The organism is Prauserella alba (genome assembly GCF_024171735.1).
GTDB classification, from domain to species: Bacteria; Actinomycetota; Actinomycetes; order Mycobacteriales; family Pseudonocardiaceae; genus Prauserella; species Prauserella alba.
The window spans coordinates 258,410-274,549 of record NZ_JAMTCH010000007.1 but is presented as its reverse complement, the minus strand read 5'-3'; the positions used below and the strand labels follow the sequence as shown (position 1 = coordinate 274,549).

Annotated in this window: 15 protein-coding genes; 6 read left to right on the top strand and 9 right to left on the bottom strand. The window is 69.0% G+C overall.

What is annotated here, in order from left to right; translation table 11 throughout:
- Nucleotides 1-107 precede the first annotated feature (107 nt).
- The 5 genes from LY12_RS23300 (at nt 108) to LY12_RS23280 (ending at nt 4,897) form a co-directional block, all read left to right on the top strand.
- Complete coding sequence (locus LY12_RS23300) at nt 108-887, top strand: hypothetical protein (RefSeq protein ID WP_253859595.1); 780 nt, start codon at nt 108-110, stop codon at nt 885-887.
- Nucleotides 888-1,044: 157 nt separating this feature from the next.
- A complete protein-coding gene (locus LY12_RS23295; protein WP_308292162.1) occupies nt 1,045-2,130 on the top strand; it encodes a pentapeptide repeat-containing protein in 1,086 nt (361 codons plus the stop codon).
- Between the two features lie 33 nt (nt 2,131-2,163).
- A complete protein-coding gene (locus LY12_RS23290; protein ID WP_253859594.1) occupies nt 2,164-2,850 on the top strand; it encodes a hypothetical protein in 687 nt (228 codons plus the stop codon).
- A gap of 431 nt (nt 2,851-3,281) precedes the next feature.
- Complete coding sequence (locus LY12_RS23285) at nt 3,282-3,962, top strand: hypothetical protein (RefSeq protein ID WP_253859593.1); 681 nt, start codon at nt 3,282-3,284, stop codon at nt 3,960-3,962.
- Nucleotides 3,963-4,162: 200 nt separating this feature from the next.
- A complete protein-coding gene (locus tag LY12_RS23280; RefSeq protein ID WP_253859592.1) occupies nt 4,163-4,897 on the top strand; it encodes a hypothetical protein in 735 nt (244 codons plus the stop codon).
- Between the two features lie 76 nt (nt 4,898-4,973).
- On the opposite strand, the gene LY12_RS23275 is transcribed toward LY12_RS23280, so the two are convergent.
- From LY12_RS23275 to LY12_RS23255, 5 genes are all read right to left on the bottom strand, one after another.
- The gene (locus LY12_RS23275; RefSeq protein ID WP_253859591.1) at nt 4,974-6,434 is read right to left on the bottom strand and encodes an AMP-binding protein; all 1,461 of its coding nucleotides are present in this window, start codon (nt 6,432-6,434) and stop codon (nt 4,974-4,976) included.
- Nucleotides 6,435-6,475: 41 nt separating this feature from the next.
- Nucleotides 6,476-6,883 (bottom strand): hypothetical protein, encoded by a 408-nt coding sequence (locus LY12_RS23270; RefSeq protein WP_253859590.1) that lies wholly within the window; start codon nt 6,881-6,883, stop codon nt 6,476-6,478.
- 49 nt (nt 6,884-6,932) lie between these two features.
- Entirely contained in the window at nt 6,933-8,417 is a 1,485-nt protein-coding gene (locus tag LY12_RS23265) for a sodium:solute symporter family protein (RefSeq protein WP_253859589.1), read from the bottom strand.
- Between the two features lie 117 nt (nt 8,418-8,534).
- Complete coding sequence (locus tag LY12_RS23260) at nt 8,535-9,317, bottom strand: SDR family oxidoreductase (protein WP_253859673.1); 783 nt, start codon at nt 9,315-9,317, stop codon at nt 8,535-8,537.
- Nucleotides 9,318-9,421: 104 nt separating this feature from the next.
- Nucleotides 9,422-10,348 (bottom strand): SDR family NAD(P)-dependent oxidoreductase, encoded by a 927-nt coding sequence (locus LY12_RS23255; protein WP_253859588.1) that lies wholly within the window; start codon nt 10,346-10,348, stop codon nt 9,422-9,424.
- A 143-nt stretch (nt 10,349-10,491) separates the two neighbouring features.
- Here LY12_RS23255 and LY12_RS23250 point away from each other — a divergent pair, with 143 nt between their 5' ends.
- A complete protein-coding gene (locus LY12_RS23250; protein WP_253859587.1) occupies nt 10,492-11,190 on the top strand; it encodes a TetR family transcriptional regulator in 699 nt (232 codons plus the stop codon).
- Nucleotides 11,191-11,200: 10 nt separating this feature from the next.
- On the opposite strand, the gene purL is transcribed toward LY12_RS23250, so the two are convergent.
- The 4 genes from purL to LY12_RS23230 form a co-directional block, all read right to left on the bottom strand.
- Nucleotides 11,201-13,492 carry a phosphoribosylformylglycinamidine synthase subunit PurL gene (purL, locus tag LY12_RS23245; RefSeq protein WP_253859586.1) on the bottom strand — a complete coding sequence of 764 codons (2,292 nt, stop codon included), beginning with the start codon at nt 13,490-13,492 and terminating at the stop codon, nt 11,201-11,203.
- 184 nt (nt 13,493-13,676) lie between these two features.
- Nucleotides 13,677-14,498: a phosphonate ABC transporter, permease protein PhnE gene (gene phnE / locus LY12_RS23240; protein WP_253859585.1), complete on the bottom strand. Its 822-nt coding sequence runs from the start codon at nt 14,496-14,498 to the stop codon at nt 13,677-13,679.
- Nucleotides 14,495-15,208: a phosphonate ABC transporter ATP-binding protein gene (locus tag LY12_RS23235; RefSeq protein WP_253859672.1), complete on the bottom strand. Its 714-nt coding sequence runs from the start codon at nt 15,206-15,208 to the stop codon at nt 14,495-14,497. Before LY12_RS23235 ends, phnE begins: the two co-directional genes overlap by 4 nt.
- Complete coding sequence (locus LY12_RS23230) at nt 15,201-16,112, bottom strand: phosphate/phosphite/phosphonate ABC transporter substrate-binding protein (protein WP_253859584.1); 912 nt, start codon at nt 16,110-16,112, stop codon at nt 15,201-15,203. Before LY12_RS23230 ends, LY12_RS23235 begins: the two co-directional genes overlap by 8 nt.
- Nucleotides 16,113-16,140: the final 28 nt, after the last annotated feature.

Sequence of the window (16,140 nt, the reverse complement as noted above, 5' to 3'; positions counted from 1 at the left end):
ACCGGCGGCACGCGGCAGGAAGGCCGGAAGCTCGGCAGCGGCTGAACGCCGGAGGCGCGGTGGCGACATGGCACAATCCTGCGGTCGATCACACGAGGGGGCGAGCGATGCCGTACAACACCGGGTCGTACCCGGACGGTTCGTACGGGCACGGAACCGGGCCGCACGAATCCGGGTACGGACACGACGCCCGGCGCGAGCACCCACCACCGGGCGCTCCGGGGCACTCCGGTGCGGCACCGGGCCACCGGCAGCCGCACGGTGCGATTCCCGGCCACGGAACGCCGGACCGACACGGGACGCCGCAGCAGCACCGGCAGCAGGGCGGTCCGCAGGGCAGTCCGCAGCAGGGCGGACAGTGGTCGGGCGGGCCCGGGCAGGAAGGGTGGCAGCCGGAACGGCATCGGACCGGGCCGGCGGCCTTCGCCCCGTCACCGCGCGGCAGCCGCCCCACGCGGCTCGCCGCGATCGCCGGGGGCGGCGTGGCCCTGCTCGTCGGCGTGTTCGCGTTCACGGCGTGGGTCGCACCCGGCTTCCTCGCGGGCGGCGACGCGGAAGGTACGGCGGGCGCAGGAGCCCGCGACGTCGCTCAGCGGATCGTGACCGGATTCACGCGGCAGGACAAGACCGCACTGCGGGCGCTGACCTGTGAGGACGCGGAACGCCCCGTGGCGGCGGCGATCGAACAGGCGCATCAGACCACGGGGGCGCAGCTGACGGGGCGCATCGCCGTGCACGACGATTCCGCCACGGCGGCGGGCAGGCTCACGATGAGCGGCGACCACGTCGACATCGAGGTCGGCCTCGACCGGCGCGGCGGATCGTGGTGCTGGCGGTCGCTCACCGTGCCCGGCATCGACCTGCGCAGCCCTCGCCCGACGGGTTGACGGCGCGGCGGCACTGGCCGTGTGTCGACAAGCGGCTGCACCGACGAACTGCCGGGTCGATACGCAGCCGTGTCGACATGGCGACGGCGAATGCGTGACGGGTTCCAGGGGCGATCAGGCGTCCACGCAGGGATGTGATCGACTACCGTCACGAGCCGTGAAACGCCTGTGGTCACCGGACTCCCCGCAGCGCTCTTCCGTCGCACTGGCCGCAACGCTCGTGCTTGCCGTCGCGGCGGTGCTGGCCATCGGCGCGTGGCTCGTCGCCGATCCCGGAACGCCGCGCAGCGACGCGCTGCGTACCGCAGGGCTCGCGGGCGGCGCGATCATCGCGCTGTACGCGCTGTGGCTCAACGACCGCAGGCGCAGGGTCGAGGAGGCCCGGCACGCGCTCGAAGGTGACCGGGTCTCGGACGAGCGGTTCGCACGGTCGGTCGAGCTGCTCGGCCACGAAGCCGACCAGGTGCGGGTCGGCGCGATGCACGCACTGGCCGGGCTCGCGAAAGCCCGTACGGACTACACGCAGACGGTGCTCGACGTGCTGTGTGCCTACCTTCGCAGGCCGTACTCCCACCCCAGGTGGTCCGATTCGGACAGTTCGACGGGCGAAGAACAGGAGGAGGCCGAGCGTGAACTCCAGGTCCGGCTGACGGCACAGCGCCTGGTACACCAGCTACTGTCCGAACCGGACGATCCGCGAGGCCCGGCCTACGATCTCGACCTCACCGGCGCCGCTGTCGAGTACCTCGACCTCTCGCGCCGTCGCATGGGCACGGTCGTGCTGCGGTACGCCTACCTGCACAGCGATTCGAACCTCAGCGAGTGCGTGTTCACCGGGCCGGTCTGGTTCACCCGCGGCCGCACCGGAACGGGACGCCTACAGGGCAGATTCCGCTGTGACGACACTGTTTTCGAGCAGCCCGCGACGTTCGGCGACGCGACGTTCAACTCACTGGCGTCGTTCCGCCGCACCCGGTTCGCCGCGGACTGTTCGTTCTCCGGGGCCGCGTTCAACGGCACGGCCCGGTTCACCGACGCGACGTTCGGCGAGCTGAATCTGCACCACGCACGATTCGCCGGCGACATCGACCTCCGCTGGCGCGAAGCGGCGAACGTGTCGGTGGAGGACACCACCGCCGATCCGGCACGCAGCATCGAGCTGCCCGACGGCTGGCGCGCCGCACCGACCCGGAGCGGCGCCGAGCTGACCCCGCCAGGCAGTCAAGAGCGACCAGGTGACTGAAACAATAGCGGGATCACAGCACGAGGGGGTTCCATGACGTATCCACCACAGCCCGGCCAGCCGGGCGGTCATGCCCAGCAGCCTCCGGGTGGGTTCGGACAACCCGGACAGCCGGGGCCGTACGGAGTGCAACCGGGACACCAGCCAGGGGTGCCGCAGCCGGGCCGATACCCGCAGCAGGGCGTACCCAACGGCGGCTACCCGTATCAGGGTTACCCGCAGCCGTTCGGTGGACCACAGCCGGAGAAGCCGCGAACCGGGCTCAAGGCCGCCCTGTGGACCGTGATCTCAATCGTGACGACCTTTGCCCTCTTCTTCGGCGGGTACTACCTGTTCGTCTACGAGGAACCGCCTCCCCCGACCGGCATCAAGACATGGCGTATCGCCGCGGACCGCTTCGTCGAAGCCGTCAACGACGGCGACGAACGGGCTGCGCTGGCTGTGGTGTGCTCGGTGTCCAGGAACGACGACATGGTCACCTACTCGGAGGAAGGGGTCGCCGATCTCGTGCACGGCAACGCGAAGATCGTCCGCGCACCTGAGGTCAACAAGCAGAGCACGTCGTACGACGCTGCACATCGCCTGTATCCCGTGCCCATCACCGGGACGACCGACGACGGCGAACTCTCATCGCTTTCGGACATCCTGTTGGACGACGACGACGGCGAAGGCTGGTGCGTATCCTCCGTCTCGGTCCACTATGACACGGGCCCACCGTGATCCGGCCCCGGACACCCGCGAGGGCGAGAGGTGTGCACCACGATGTGGGAGGAGTCCGGCTGTGCCGCGCCGGACACGGAACCGCAGCCACCGACCCCGAGTCGAACGTCCGTAGCGCCATGACAGAGTGACCCCAACAGGTCACCCAGTCGAGGCAGCTGCCATGACAGCAGCAGTGCGTGACCAGCAGAGGGGGAGTCGTGACCTACCCACCGCAGCCCGGGCCCTACGGCCAGCAGCCGGGACCGTACGGCCAGCCGGGACCGCACCAGGGCGGCCCGCTGCCGGGCGGCTATCCCCAGCAGGGAGCACCTCAGCCCCCAGCACCTCAGCCCGGATCACCCCACCCTTCAGCACCTCAACCTGCAGCACCGCACCACGGAGCGCCCCACCAGGGAGCGCCCCAGTCCGGCGGCTTTCCGCAGCAGGGCATGCCGCCGCAGGGTGGCGGCTACCCGCCACCCGGTCAGCCGCCCGGCTTTCCGCAGGGTCCCGGCGGGTTCGACGAGCAGCCGAAGAGCAAGAAGACCGGCCTCGTCGTCGGCATCGCCGCAGCCGTCGTGCTGATCGGCGCCGTCCTCGTCACCGGGTTCTGGGCACCGGGATTCTTCGTGGGCGACGACAGCGAAACGTCCGCCGACGGCGGCAACTCCGGCGGCAGCGACTCCGGCACGGCCGGCGATGCGAACTCCGGCGGTGACGGTGGTTCCAGCGGCGACAGCGGGCAGGACGGTGGCTTCGGCGACTCCGGTGACACGGGCGGAACGGACTCCGGCGGCCTCGACGGCGGCGACACCGGCGGGGCACAGGCGGCCGCGGCGCAGTACGCGGCCGCGCTGTCGGACCTCGACGTACCCGGTATGAAGGAACTCGCCTGTGCCGGCAGCACGGACGTCGCGCCGCAGGGTGAGGCTCCGGACGGTCTCGCGATCCAGGCTTCGGTCGCCGAGGTGGAGGAGACGTCTGTGGACCAGGCGTCGGCGAAACTCGACATGCAGGTCACGTCCGGTGAGAAGTCCGCCAGCATGCAGGCCGACCTCACGCTCGAGAACCAGGGCGGCTGGTGCGTCTCCGACATCGAGGCGGGCAGCGGCTCCGGAGCCGGCTTCTGACGCGACAGCGGTGACGCCTCCGTTATCCTGCGTCACGGGCCGTACGCGACCGTGTACCCGCGGGGACGCCGCAACCGTGGGAGACGGTCACGGGAACCCGGCCGGGGTACCGATCCGTCGAAGCCGTTGCATATGAAGTAGTTTCACTGTCCGTTCGACGTCGGAAGACGCACGCGCGCGCGAGGAAATGGGAGCCCGCCATGACGTACCCACCCCAACCCGGCCAGCCCGATCCGTACGGTGGACAGCCCGGCCAGCAGCCCGGCGGCTACCCCCAGTCCGGTGGGTTCCCCCAGCAGGGCGGATACCCGGGCCAGGGCGGCTACCCGCAGCAGGGAAACCCCCAGCAGGGCGACTACCAGCAGCCGTACGGCCAGCCGGAACAGGGCGGCTACCAGCAGCCATACGGTCAGCAGGGTCAGTACGGTCAGCAGCCGTACGGTCAGCAGCAGCCCTACGGCCAGCAGCCGTACGGCCAGCCGCAGCAGGGCTACCCTCAGCAGGGCGGCTACGGCGAGCCGCCGAAGAAGAGCAAGACCGGCCTCATCGCCGGCATCGGCGGCGGCGCCGTCGTGGTCATCGCCGCGTTCCTCATCACGGCGTTCTGGGCGCCGGGGTTCCTCACCGGGGACAGCCCGGACAACGTCGCCGAGAAGGCCGTCGAGGCGCTGAACAACAAGGACGTCGACGTGATCAAGGAGGTCGCGTGCAGCCCCGACGCGGCGGGCGACGTCAGTGACCTCGAGGACATGCCCGACGGGCTGAAGATGACGTTCTCCGTCACCGGCGACGCCACCGAGAACGGTGACGAGGCACGCGTGCCGATCAAGCTCGACGTCGAGTACCAGGGCGACAGCAACACGAGCGAGGGTGAGCTCGTCATGAAGGACGAGAGCGGCTGGTGCGTCAGCGACCTCGAGGAATCCGGGCAGTAAACCGCGGCGCTCGCTCCGGGTCGAACAACGCTCCCCGTGTGGTCCGAACACGCCGACGCGTGTTCGGACCACACGTTCAGGGGGAGATCCGCTCCGAGCGCAACGCCGAACGGCGCATCTTGCCCGTGTCGTCCCGTAGCGGTTCGTGGGAGATCTCGATGGTCTTCGGCCGCTTGTGCGGAGCCAGCCGGGTAGCGGCGTGCGCAGCGATCTCGGCCTCCGAAACCGGGTCGGCGGCGGACGTTTCGACGATCGCGTGCACGCGGTTGCCAGAATCCGCATCCGGCAGTCCGATCACCGCACTGGACAGCACGGCCGGATGCTCGACGAGTGCGCTCTCGACCTCGGCGGGGTAGATGTTCACCCCACCCGCGATGATCATGTCGGAGAGCCTGTCGTGCAGGTACAGGTACCCGTCCTCATCGAACTCGCCCACATCGCCGAGTGATTCCCACCCGTCGAGTTCCTTCGCCTCCGCTCCGATGTACCGGTACGGTTCGGGACTCTCCGGCGCCGGTCGCAGGTAGACCTCTCCGGCCGTTCGGGGTGTCGTCACGTCGGCGCCGTCGACATCCACGATCTTGATCTCGCCCCAGGTGGCGCGACCCACCGTGCCGGGATGGGCCAGCCACTCGCGGCCGTTCACGGTGCACCCCGCCTGCGCCTCGGTGCCGCCGTACAGCTCCCAGATCACGTCCGCCCCGAGCCAGTCGATCCACGCCCGTTTCAACCACGGCGGGCAAGGCTCGGCGACGTGCCACACGGACCTCAGGCCGGACAGGTCGTGTCGCTGCTTGATCTCATCGGGGAGGGCGTGGATCCGGCGCATCATCGTCGGAACCAGGTAGAGCCAGCTGATCGCATGGCGGTTCACCAGTTCGAGCGTGCCTTCCGGGTCGAACTTCCGCATCAACGTGACCGTGGCTCCCGTGAACAGGCCTGCCATGGCCGTGCCGAACGGCGCGTTGTGGTGCAGGGGTGCGGGGACCAGGAGCCGGTCCGCCGATCCGATGCCCCAGACCTCCGCGTCGAAGGCACGATACGTAGCGGGCCTGCCGGAGAGAATGATCTTCGGACGGCCGGTGGACCCGCCGGACGTCGGGGCCTTCCACGACGGCGCGACCACCGTGGGCAGATCCTCGTCAGTGGCGCCGAGTTCCCGAAGCCGGTCCACAGTGGCCCCTCCGGGAACGCCGGAGTCCGCCGCGTCCACGACGATCGCCGCGGGCTCTGCCAGCGCGAGGATCTCGCCGATCTCCCGCTCGGTCAGTTTCGTCGACAGTGGCTGGGGAGTGGCACCCACCTTGTAGCAGGCGAACGCCGACACGATCATGTCGACACCGCCCGGCAACGCGAGCGTGACGATGCTGCCCGTCGAGACGCCGCAACGCCGCAGCCCACGGGCGACCCGATTGCTCTCGCGATGGAGCCGAGTCCAGGTCAGCTCGTCGCCGTCGCAGCGGACCGCGACGGTCTGCGGCATGACGCCTGCGTGGTACTTCGGGATGTCACACAGCGGAAACTCTTCCGGTGGCATGGGAATGCGCAACCTTTCTCCGTCCGAGGAGCCGTGGCCTGCTACGAGGTGACCGAACGCGCTTCGACGTCGTCGACGTCGTGCCGGAGCCAGGCGTGGTAGACCCACGCGAACAGCAGCGGCCCGACCACGCTGGCGAGCGGCCAGATCATGTAGACGAACACGGCTGTCGACGTCGGCAGACCACCGATCACGCCGTCGCCGTGCAGTGTCGCGTTCGACACGACGAACAGCACCGTCAAAGCGGCCCCGAAGGACACGATGCGGGCCGTCGCCCCGGTCTTCCATTCGTCCCGCCGGTTGAGCGAACCCATCAGCATGAAGATCGTCACCAGGCTCGGAATCGAGTAGTACACCAGGTGCCACAGGTCGAACAGCACTCCGACGGTGACGGCCGTGACGATCACGAATATTGCGGCGACCAATGCATCCGTACGATCGATACTCATTCGGACATCCTTAGGTGGAGAGAACGGGCGCGAGCGTGGTGGTGAGCGGCTACTCGGCGGCGGCCCCCACCGGCGACCGCATGTCGTGCATTTCGGTGAACCTCTTGGCGGATTCGCGAGAGGGGAAAGCCACCGACACGGCGATGAAGATCAGAATGCCGACGACGGTGATGAATCCGCCGACCTGGATGTAGGACGGAATCGTGATGATCTCCTGTGAGGTGAGCACCGTGGTGACCAGGTTCCCGGCGATGCCGAAGGTGATCGCGACGGTGGTGGCGAGGCCGGTCGCCCTTCTCCAGTACAGGCCGAGCGCGAGCGGCCCGAAGATCGCGGCAGCGAAGGCGGCGAATCCGAGGGCGCCCAACAGGAACACCACCTGCGACAGGTAGAGCGTGAACACCAGGGCACACGCCACGACGAGCACGCTGGCGATACGTGCCCAGCGCACCTCGTTGCGCACCGTGATGCCGAGCGCTCCCGTGAGGTCCCGCATCAGGGAGGACGCGCCGACGGCGATGAAGGAGTTCGAGCTCGACATGATGGCTGCGAGCAACCCCGCGAGGACGAATCCGGCGAACACCGGCGAGACCATGTTGTCCAGGAACCACGTGGCGGTGTTGTCGACGTTCTCGAGTTCCGGGGCCCTCCCCTGGATCGTGAGTGCCCGCATCGCCAGGCCGACGCCGAGCGCGAACATCGTCGTGATGCCGTATGCCAGCGCGGCCACGAGTGCACCCCACTTCAGTTCCGAGGACGACCGCAACATCAGGAACTTCGTGATGAGCTGCGGTTGCGCGGCGATACCGAAGACCGCCACCAGGACGAACGTGTAGACGTAGGTGAGCGGCTGCGAGGCGTCCAGGCGCAGGAAGTCGAGGTCGTAGTTGCTGATGGTGGTCAACATCGACCCCCAGCCGCCGATGGTGCTGGTGGCCACGAAGAACGCACCGATCGACAGCACGACCATGAGCAGGCCCTGGATGAAGTCGGTCCAGGCGCCCGCGAGCATCCCGCCCGCAACGGTGTACACGGCCACGACCGCCGAGCCGATGATCGCGCCGGTGGACACCGAGGTGTCCAGGATGAGGCTCACGATCACGCCCGTGGCGGTGACCTGCGCGGTCATGTACGCGACCGATCCGACGAACATCGCCACGGACATGGCGATGTGGGCCGAGCGGCCGGGATACCGGATGCGGATCACGTCGGGAACCGAGTACACCTCGTACTTCCGCGCCAGCCGGTACAACCGGGCTCCGAGCAGGAACCAGGACAGCGCGAACGCCAACGGCACGAGCAGTGCCGCCGCAACGAGTGCCTGCACTCCCCACGAGTAGGTGTTGGCCGTGTGACCGATCATGCCGAAGCCGCTCTGGATCGACGAGAACGTGCCGATCGCCATCACGAAGAAACCGAGGGTCTGCCCGGCGACGAGAAAGTCCTTCGAGGACTTGATCCGGGATTTGGCCCAGTATCCGATGACGAACATGAGCAGGAAATACACCAGCATGATGACGACGACTGGAGTCATTCAACAATCCTCCGCGCTGAAGATGGTTGGGACCGGGACGTGAGAAGGGGACGGTGATCGGAGTGGCGGCGGCTCCGGTGGTTGCCGCCGGCGGTTACGTGGTTCGGCCGGCGGTGGTCAGCGGGCGCCGGTCAGTCCGCCGTCCACCGGAATGACGGCTCCGGTCAGATAGGCGCCGGCGCGGGAGGCGAGGAAGATCGCGGTCCCCGCGGCGTCCTCCGGACTTCCCGGACGGCCGAGAGGGATGCGGTCGAGCACCTCGGCACGTAGCTCCGGATCGTCGAGTGCGTAGGCCATCATCTTGCTGGGGAACGGCCCGGGAGCGATGGCGTTGACGGTGATGCCCTCGGCTGCCGTGGCCGCGGCGAGCTTGCGCGTGAGCATGTGCACGGCAGCTTTGCTGGCACCGTACGAGAAGTTGTCCGAGGCCGACACCGTGATGCCGTCGACCGAACCGATGTTGATCACGCGTGCGGGGTCGCCGTCGCGGGAGGCGGCACGCAGTTCCGGCAGCAGGTGCTGGGTCAGCGCGAACACCGCCTTCACGTTGACGTCGAAGACCTTGTCGAACGCGCTCTCGGGGAACTCGTCGAGCGGCGCTCCCCACGTCGCGCCCGCGTTGTTGACCAGTACGTCGATGCGCGGGGAGAGTCGGCGCACCCGTTCCGCCAGGTCAGCGATTCCGTCCTGTGTGGACAGATCCGCGGGGTGGGCGACACACGTTCCGAACGCGGAGAGCTCCTCGGCCACCTGCCGGCATGCGTCGGCCTTTCGGGACGAAATGACGACCGTGGCGCCGGATCGGACGAATCCCCTGGCGATCATCAGCCCGATTCCCCGTGAACCCCCGGTGACCACCACCGTCTTGCCGGAGACGTCGAACAGCGCCGCAGGATTCATCGTTTCACCACTCGCCGAGGCGGCGTTGGCCTCCTCGGCGCCGGCGGCCGGGCCGTTCGATGCTGCGTGATTCGGCGCCGGGCTGTTCGACGCTGCGTGGTTCGTCATTGCGACGCTCCTGCCGGCTCATCGTGGGTGCCCGCGAGTTCGACATAGCGGGCCGTCTGCCCGAACGCGGACTCGGTCACGACGGATGCGGACATGTCGCTGATCTCGGCCCAACGGTCGGCGATGGTCTCCGGCTCGCGCACGTCCTCGGGCAGGTACACGCCCGCGGACTCCTCCATGCGCGCCACCGCGAACACACCGGCACCGGCCGCGAGGACGGTCTTGTTCGGCGCGGCATCGGAGACGAGGAACAGTGCACCCGGAGCAATCGACTCCGGAGTGAGGACGTCCAGCGCACCGGGGTCGATGAGTTCCTCGGTCATCCGGGTCGCGGCGGTCGGCGCGAGAGTGTTGACGTGGATTCCGTTGCGTGCACCTTCGATCGCGAGCACGTTCATGAGCCCGACGACGCCGGACTTGGCCGCACCGTAGTTGGCCTGGCCGAAGTTGCCGTATATCCCGGAGCCGGACGTCGTCATCAGCACCCGCCCGAATCCCTGCTGCACCATGTGCGGCCAGACGGCTTTCGTGCAGTGCACCGAGCCCATCAGGTGCACCTCGAGCACGTGGCGGAACTCGTCGGCGTCCATTTTGGCGAACGACCTGTCCCTGAGGATTCCCGCGTTGTTGATCAGAATGTCGACGCGGCCCCACCGCTGGATCGCCTGGGCGACCATGCCCTCGACGTCGCGTACGTCGGTGACATCGGCTCGGCTGACCATGGCCTCACCACCACGGCGCTCCACCTCGACGACCACCTCCGCGGCCGCACTCTCGTCGTTCCCTGCGCCCGAGACGGACCCGCCGACGTCGTTGACCAGGATCCTGGCACCGCGTTCGGCGAGGGCCAGCGCATGCGCCCTGCCGAGACCACCGCCGGCCCCGGTCACGATGGCGACCTTGTCGGAAAAGCTGAAACTCACGGCCAATAACCCTTTCACCAGGAATACTACCGCGTATTATGTGGTGCAGGACACGTCGCGTCAACACCGGCGGAGCCATCCACGGCCGGCCGCGATGACGCGGTGGGATGATGTGCAACTACTGACGAGCGATGGAGGATTCGTTGACTGCGGGTTCCGAGGTGGAGGGTGGCGCCAAGGACGGTGGCGTAACCGACAACGGCGTGAAGGGACGCATCCTCGACGCCGCCGCCGAGGCATTCATGCGCCGCGGATTCGGCAGCACCACGATCGACGACATCGCCGACGACGTGGGCGCGACCAAAGGCTTGATCTACTACCACTTCCGCTCGAAGTTCGACGTGTTCCTCGCGGTGTACGAAGAAGGCATGCGCCGCGTTCGCGAACACGTCGAGTCGCACGCTTGTGGCGACGGCAGCGGACGGGACCGGCTCGTGGCGATGTCACAGGCCCACGTGCTCAACCTGATGCGGGACATCGCCTACCACAATGTCGTCCACCAGGGCGTGCGCGCGAAGGAATCAACCGAACTGAAGATCCGCCAGCGCGACGCGCTGGCGGCGTTGAACGATCTCAGGACGGACTACGAGCGGCTCTTCCACCGCGTGCTGGCCACGGGCATCGAGGACGGCTCGATCCGTGAGGTCGACGCGGCTCTCGCCACGCGCACGCTGCTGAGCAGTCTCAACGCCGTCGACATGTGGTACCGCCGGATCGACGGCCAGTCCGATGACGACATACAGGACCTGGCGCGGCAGGTCGTCGACGTCCTCATCGGAGGCATCGCGGCACCCGGCCAGGAGCCGGCGACCGCGCATCGCGGGCCGGCGTCCGGAGCCTGACCCCGAGTGCTCAGGCGAACAGCTTCGGCAGCGTTCCTTCCCAGGCCTCGCGCAGCTCGTCGAGCCCGACGGTGGCGATGTCCTGGATCTCCAGCCTGTCCGACTGCTCGTCGGCGACACCGCACTTGCGCCACGGCAGGCCGCGCGCGCTGCACATCTCGGTGAAGCGCAGCTCCTCGGTCCGCGGGACTGCGACCAGTGCACGGCCCGCGGACTCGGAGAACAGCTGGACGAACGGATCGGCGTCGGGGTCGAGCAGGAGACGAGCGCCGCACTGCCCGACCAGCGCCATCTCGACGATCGCCTGCGCGAGCCCGCCGTCCGACAGATCGTGTGCGGCCGAGATCATGCCGTCGCGCGAACCCGCGACGAGGATCTCCGCAAGCAGCCGCTCGCGCTCCAGGTCCACCTCGGGCGGCAGTCCACCCAGGTGACCGTGGACGACGTGCGCCCAGACCGAACCGCCGAACTCGTCCCGCGTGTCACCGAGCAGCAGCAGCGATTCGCCGGGTTCGTTGCCGATGCCCGTGGGGATGCGCCGCCGGACGTCGTCGATCACGCCGAGCACGCCGACGACCGGCGTCGGCAGGATCGCGGTGTCGCCGGTCTGGTTGTAGAAGCTGACGTTGCCGCCCGTCACGGGCACGCCCAGTTCGGCGCACCCGTCGGCAAGGCCGTGCACGGCGCGCTCGAACTGCCACATCACGCCCGGGTCCTCCGGGGAGCCGAAGTTCAGGCAGTTCGTCACGGCGAGCGGCTGCGCGCCACCGGCGGCGACGTTGCGATACGCCTCAGCCAGCGCCAGCTGAGCACCTCGGTAGGGGTCGAGGTAGACGTAGCGGCTGTTGCAGTCGGTCGACACCGAAACGCCCCGCGACGTGGACTCGTCGACGCGGATCATGCCGGAGTCCGCGGGCTGGGCGAGCACGGTGTTGCCGCGCACGTAGCGGTCGTACTGCTGGGTGACCCATTCACGCGATGCGAGGTCCGGCGAGGAGATCAGCCGCAGCAGCGTTTCCCGCAACTGGTCCGGAGTGGACGGACGGGACAACGAGTCCGGCGTCGACGACTGGATGTCGTCCTGCGACACGGGACGCGCGTAAGGGCGGTCGTAGACGGGGCCCTGGTGGGCGACGGTCCGCGGCGGCACGTCCACGACGGTCTCGCCGTGCGAGCTGATCACCAGGTTCTCGCCGTCGGTGACCTCGCCGATCTCCGTGGCGATGACGTCCCACTTGCGGCAGATCTCCATGAACGCGTCCACATCGGACGGAGCGACGACGGCGCACATGCGTTCCTGCGATTCGCTCGACAGGATCTCCGCGGCCGTCATCCCGGTGGCGCGCAGCGGAACCCGGTCCAGGTCGATGTACATGCCGCCGTCACCGGCCGCGGCGAGCTCGGACGTGGCGCACGAGAGGCCGGCGCCGCCGAGGTCCTGAATGCCGACGACGACGTCCTTCGCGAACAGTTCGAGACAGCACTCGATGAGCACCTTCTCGGTGAACGGGTCGCCCACCTGCACGCTCGGCAACTTCTTCCGGCCGCCCGCGCTCTCGTCACCGTCGAACGTGGCGCTCGCCAGCACGGACACGCCGCCGATGCCGTCGAGGCCCGTGCGCGCACCGAACAGGATGATCTTGTTGCCGGCGCCGGACGCGTGTGCCAGGTGCAGGTCCTCGGCCCGCATCGCGCCGACACACATCGCGTTGACCAGCGGGTTCCCCGCGTACGTCTGGTCGAACACGACCTCGCCGCCGACGTTCGGCAGGCCGAGGCAGTTGCCGTAACCGGCGACACCCGCGACCACGCCCGGCAGCACGCGACGGGTGTCCTCGGCGTCGGCCGGCCCGAACCGCAGCGGATCGGCCACGGCGAGCGGACGCGCGCCCATCGCGAGAATGTCCCGCACGATGCCGCCGACACCGGTCGCCGCACCCTGATACGGCTCCACATAGGACGGGTGGTTGTGGCTCTCGACCTTGAAGGTGACCGCCCAGCCGTCACCGACGTCGACGACACCCGCGTTCTCGCCGATGCCGGCGAGCATCTTCTCGCGCATCTCGGCCGTGGTGGTGTCGCCGAAGTAGCCGAGGTGCTTCTTCGACGACTTGTACGAGCAGTGTTCGCTCCACATCACCGAGTACATCGCCAGCTCGGCTTCCGTGGGCCTCCGGCCGAGAATCTCGCGGATGCGCTGGTACTCGTCGTCGGCGAGGCCCAGCTCGGCGTACGGCTGCGCGGTGTCCGGCGTCTCCGCGGCGTGGGCGGTGGTGTCGATCAGGGTCGTATCAGTGGCCACGGCCCCAGGGTACGTGGGCGTGCGGCGCACCGGCGGGCCGGTCCGGTCCTGCCGACCGGCGCCGGGCCGATCATCGGTGCAGGTCAGGGTCGCTGCCGGCGCCGGAGGGAGCCGACGGCGGCCCTGACGGCGCGCATACCGGGCGCACGGCCCTTCGGGCCCTCCCACCACCGGGCGGCCGTCGTCACACGCCGAGCCGCCTGCGGATCAGAGCCGACAACTGGTCGACCGCGATCACCAGGACCAGCACGACGAGCAGGTGCGTGACCATCTCGTCGAACCTGAACAGCTTGATCGACTGGTTGATCAAGAACCCGATCCCACCCGCGCCGACGAGGCCGAGCACGAGCGAGGACCGTACGTTCACGTCGAACCGGTACAGCAGGAGGCCGACCAGCTGCGGCAGCGTCGCAGGCAGGACCGCGTGCACGGCCTGCTGCGCCCTGCTCGCACCCGCCACCCTGAGTGCGTCCCGCGGTCCGAGCTCCGTCTCCTCCATCGCCTCGGCCCACAGCTTGCCCATCACCCCCGTGTTGTGGAACACCAGCGCGAGCACCCCGGCGAACGGACCGAGGCCGACGGCCGTGATGAACACCAGCGCGAACACGATGTCGGGGACCGCCCGCAGGAACGACAGCACCCCGCGCGCCAGCTGATAGGTGACCGAACCGCGGGTCGTGGCGCGTGCCGCGAGCAGCGCGAGCACCAGCGCGAACGGCACCGACAGCGTGGTGCCGAGCAAACCGATCCCGAGGGTCACGACGGCGGCGTCGATGCTGGGCCGCACGACGTCGTCCCACGTCAGGTCCGGCGGCAGCGCCTCGGCGAAGAAGTCGGCGATGCCCTCCCAGCCCGCCACGAGGGCGGCGGGCGAGAACCCGGTGGCGTTCCACGCGACGACGTGGAGGGCGACGACGACCGCGGCGATGCCGAGGGTGATCGCGGACGGCCACGGCCTGCGAGGTGGTTCACTCGTGCCGCGGCGTTCGGGGGCTGCGGTGGTCACACGACCACCCGATCCGGCACGTAGAGCGCGTCGAGTTCCTCCGGCGACACCGCTCCGGTCGGCGCGTCGACGGTCACCCGGCCACCGCTGAGCCCCACGATGCGGTCGGCGCACCGGACGGCCAGTTGTGGCTGGTGCAGCACGGCCACGACCGCGAGCCCCTCGCCGGCGAGACCGGCGAGCAGCTCACTGATCCGCACGGCCGCGCTCGGATCCAGAGCCGACACCGGCTCGTCGGCGAGGAGAACGTTCGTCCGCTGACACAGGGCGCGCGCGATCGCCACCCGCTGCTGCTGCCCACCGGACAGCCTGCCGGCCCGCAGGCCGGCCTGATCGGCCATGCCGACACGTTCCAGGCACCACATGGCTTCCTCCCGCAGTTCGCGGGGAAACAGCCGGGGCGAGAGCGACCTGCTGGGCGGAAGCCGCCCGAGCGCGCCCGCGCACACGTTGTCGAGCGCGCTCCTGCGGTTCACCAGGTGGATCCGCTGGAAGACCATGGCGGGACGGCCGTCGACGGTGATCTCCCCGGCATCCGGCCGTTCCAGCCCGACCACGCAGCGCAGGGCCGTCGACTTCCCGCATCCGTTCGCACCGAGCACGGCGACGAACTCGCCCGCCCGCACGTCGAGGTCGATGCCGTCGAGCACCCGGTGCTCGCCGAACGACTTGCTCAGCTCGCTGATCCGCAGCGCCGGCACGTCAGGCATCGTCTTCACTCAGCCCGAGGGTGTCGGCGAGCCGGAACAACGGCCGGTAGGTCTTCTCGTCGACCTCGACGAGCGGACCCGGCGGGTCGACGTCGAGGTACTGACCGACCTTCTCGACATCGGCCGGGGCGAGGTCGAGCAGCGCTTCCTTGACCCGGTTCTTGAACTCCGGCGCAAGGCTGCCCCGCACCGTGATCGGATCGTTCGGGATCGGGTCGGACTCCCAGATCCGCCGGTATCGGGATTCGTCGAAGGTCCCCTCGGCCTTCGCCGCCGCCAGCTGCTGACTGTTGATCTCGGCCGCGTCGACCTTGCCGTTGGTCAGCGCGAGCAGCGCCTCCGGGTGGCCGCCTGCGTAGTCGATCCGGACGTTCCGCTCGGCGAGTCCGGCTTCCCGCAGCGCGTAGCGCGGCAGTGCATCGCCGGACGTCGAACCGACCGCACCGAGGGCGAGGGTGCGCCCTCGCAGGTCCTCGATGTCCTGAATATCCGAATCTTTCGGAACCCAGATGCCGCCGGTGTAGGTCGTCAGCCTGCCCTCGGCGTCGGCGAACGAGACGAGCGGCTCCGCATCGGCCTTGCGGCTGGCGAACACGTACCCGAGCGGGCCGAACTGGGCGAGTTCGAGCTGCTCGTTACGCATCGCGAGCACCTCGCCGGAGTAGTCGTCGACGACCTTCAGCTCGACGTTGCAGTCCAGTTTCCGCTGCAGGGCGTCGGCGAGGACCCGGTAGGCGGGCGTGAGTTTCGCCGGGTCCTCGTAGGGTTCGATGCCGAAGCGCACCCCACCGTCCGGACAGGCGCCGCCTGCGCCGTCCTGAGCAGTGCCGCACGCCGCGGTCGTCGTGAGGACGAAGGTCGCGGCCGCCGCGAACATGGCGAACCGATTCAACGGGGAATGCATGGTGGGTTCTCCTGGGACGGGGTGGGGG

What these genes read in the sequence shown, in the direction of transcription:
- LY12_RS23270 (WP_253859590.1), bottom strand. Translation starts at nt 6,883, where the DNA reads ATGAGTATCGATCGTACGGATGCATTGGTCGCCGCAATATTCGTGATC.
- LY12_RS23300 (WP_253859595.1), top strand. Translation starts at nt 108, where the DNA reads ATGCCGTACAACACCGGGTCGTACCCGGACGGTTCGTACGGGCACGGA.
- LY12_RS23275 (WP_253859591.1), bottom strand. Translation starts at nt 6,434, where the DNA reads ATGCCACCGGAAGAGTTTCCGCTGTGTGACATCCCGAAGTACCACGCA.
- LY12_RS23280 (WP_253859592.1), top strand. Translation starts at nt 4,163, where the DNA reads ATGACGTACCCACCCCAACCCGGCCAGCCCGATCCGTACGGTGGACAG.
- LY12_RS23230 (WP_253859584.1), bottom strand. Translation starts at nt 16,112, where the DNA reads ATGCATTCCCCGTTGAATCGGTTCGCCATGTTCGCGGCGGCCGCGACC.
- LY12_RS23260 (WP_253859673.1), bottom strand. Translation starts at nt 9,317, where the DNA reads ATGAATCCTGCGGCGCTGTTCGACGTCTCCGGCAAGACGGTGGTGGTC.
- LY12_RS23290 (WP_253859594.1), top strand. Translation starts at nt 2,164, where the DNA reads ATGACGTATCCACCACAGCCCGGCCAGCCGGGCGGTCATGCCCAGCAG.
- LY12_RS23235 (WP_253859672.1), bottom strand. Translation starts at nt 15,208, where the DNA reads ATGCCTGACGTGCCGGCGCTGCGGATCAGCGAGCTGAGCAAGTCGTTC.
- LY12_RS23265 (WP_253859589.1), bottom strand. Translation starts at nt 8,417, where the DNA reads ATGACTCCAGTCGTCGTCATCATGCTGGTGTATTTCCTGCTCATGTTC.
- LY12_RS23285 (WP_253859593.1), top strand. Translation starts at nt 3,282, where the DNA reads ATGCCGCCGCAGGGTGGCGGCTACCCGCCACCCGGTCAGCCGCCCGGC.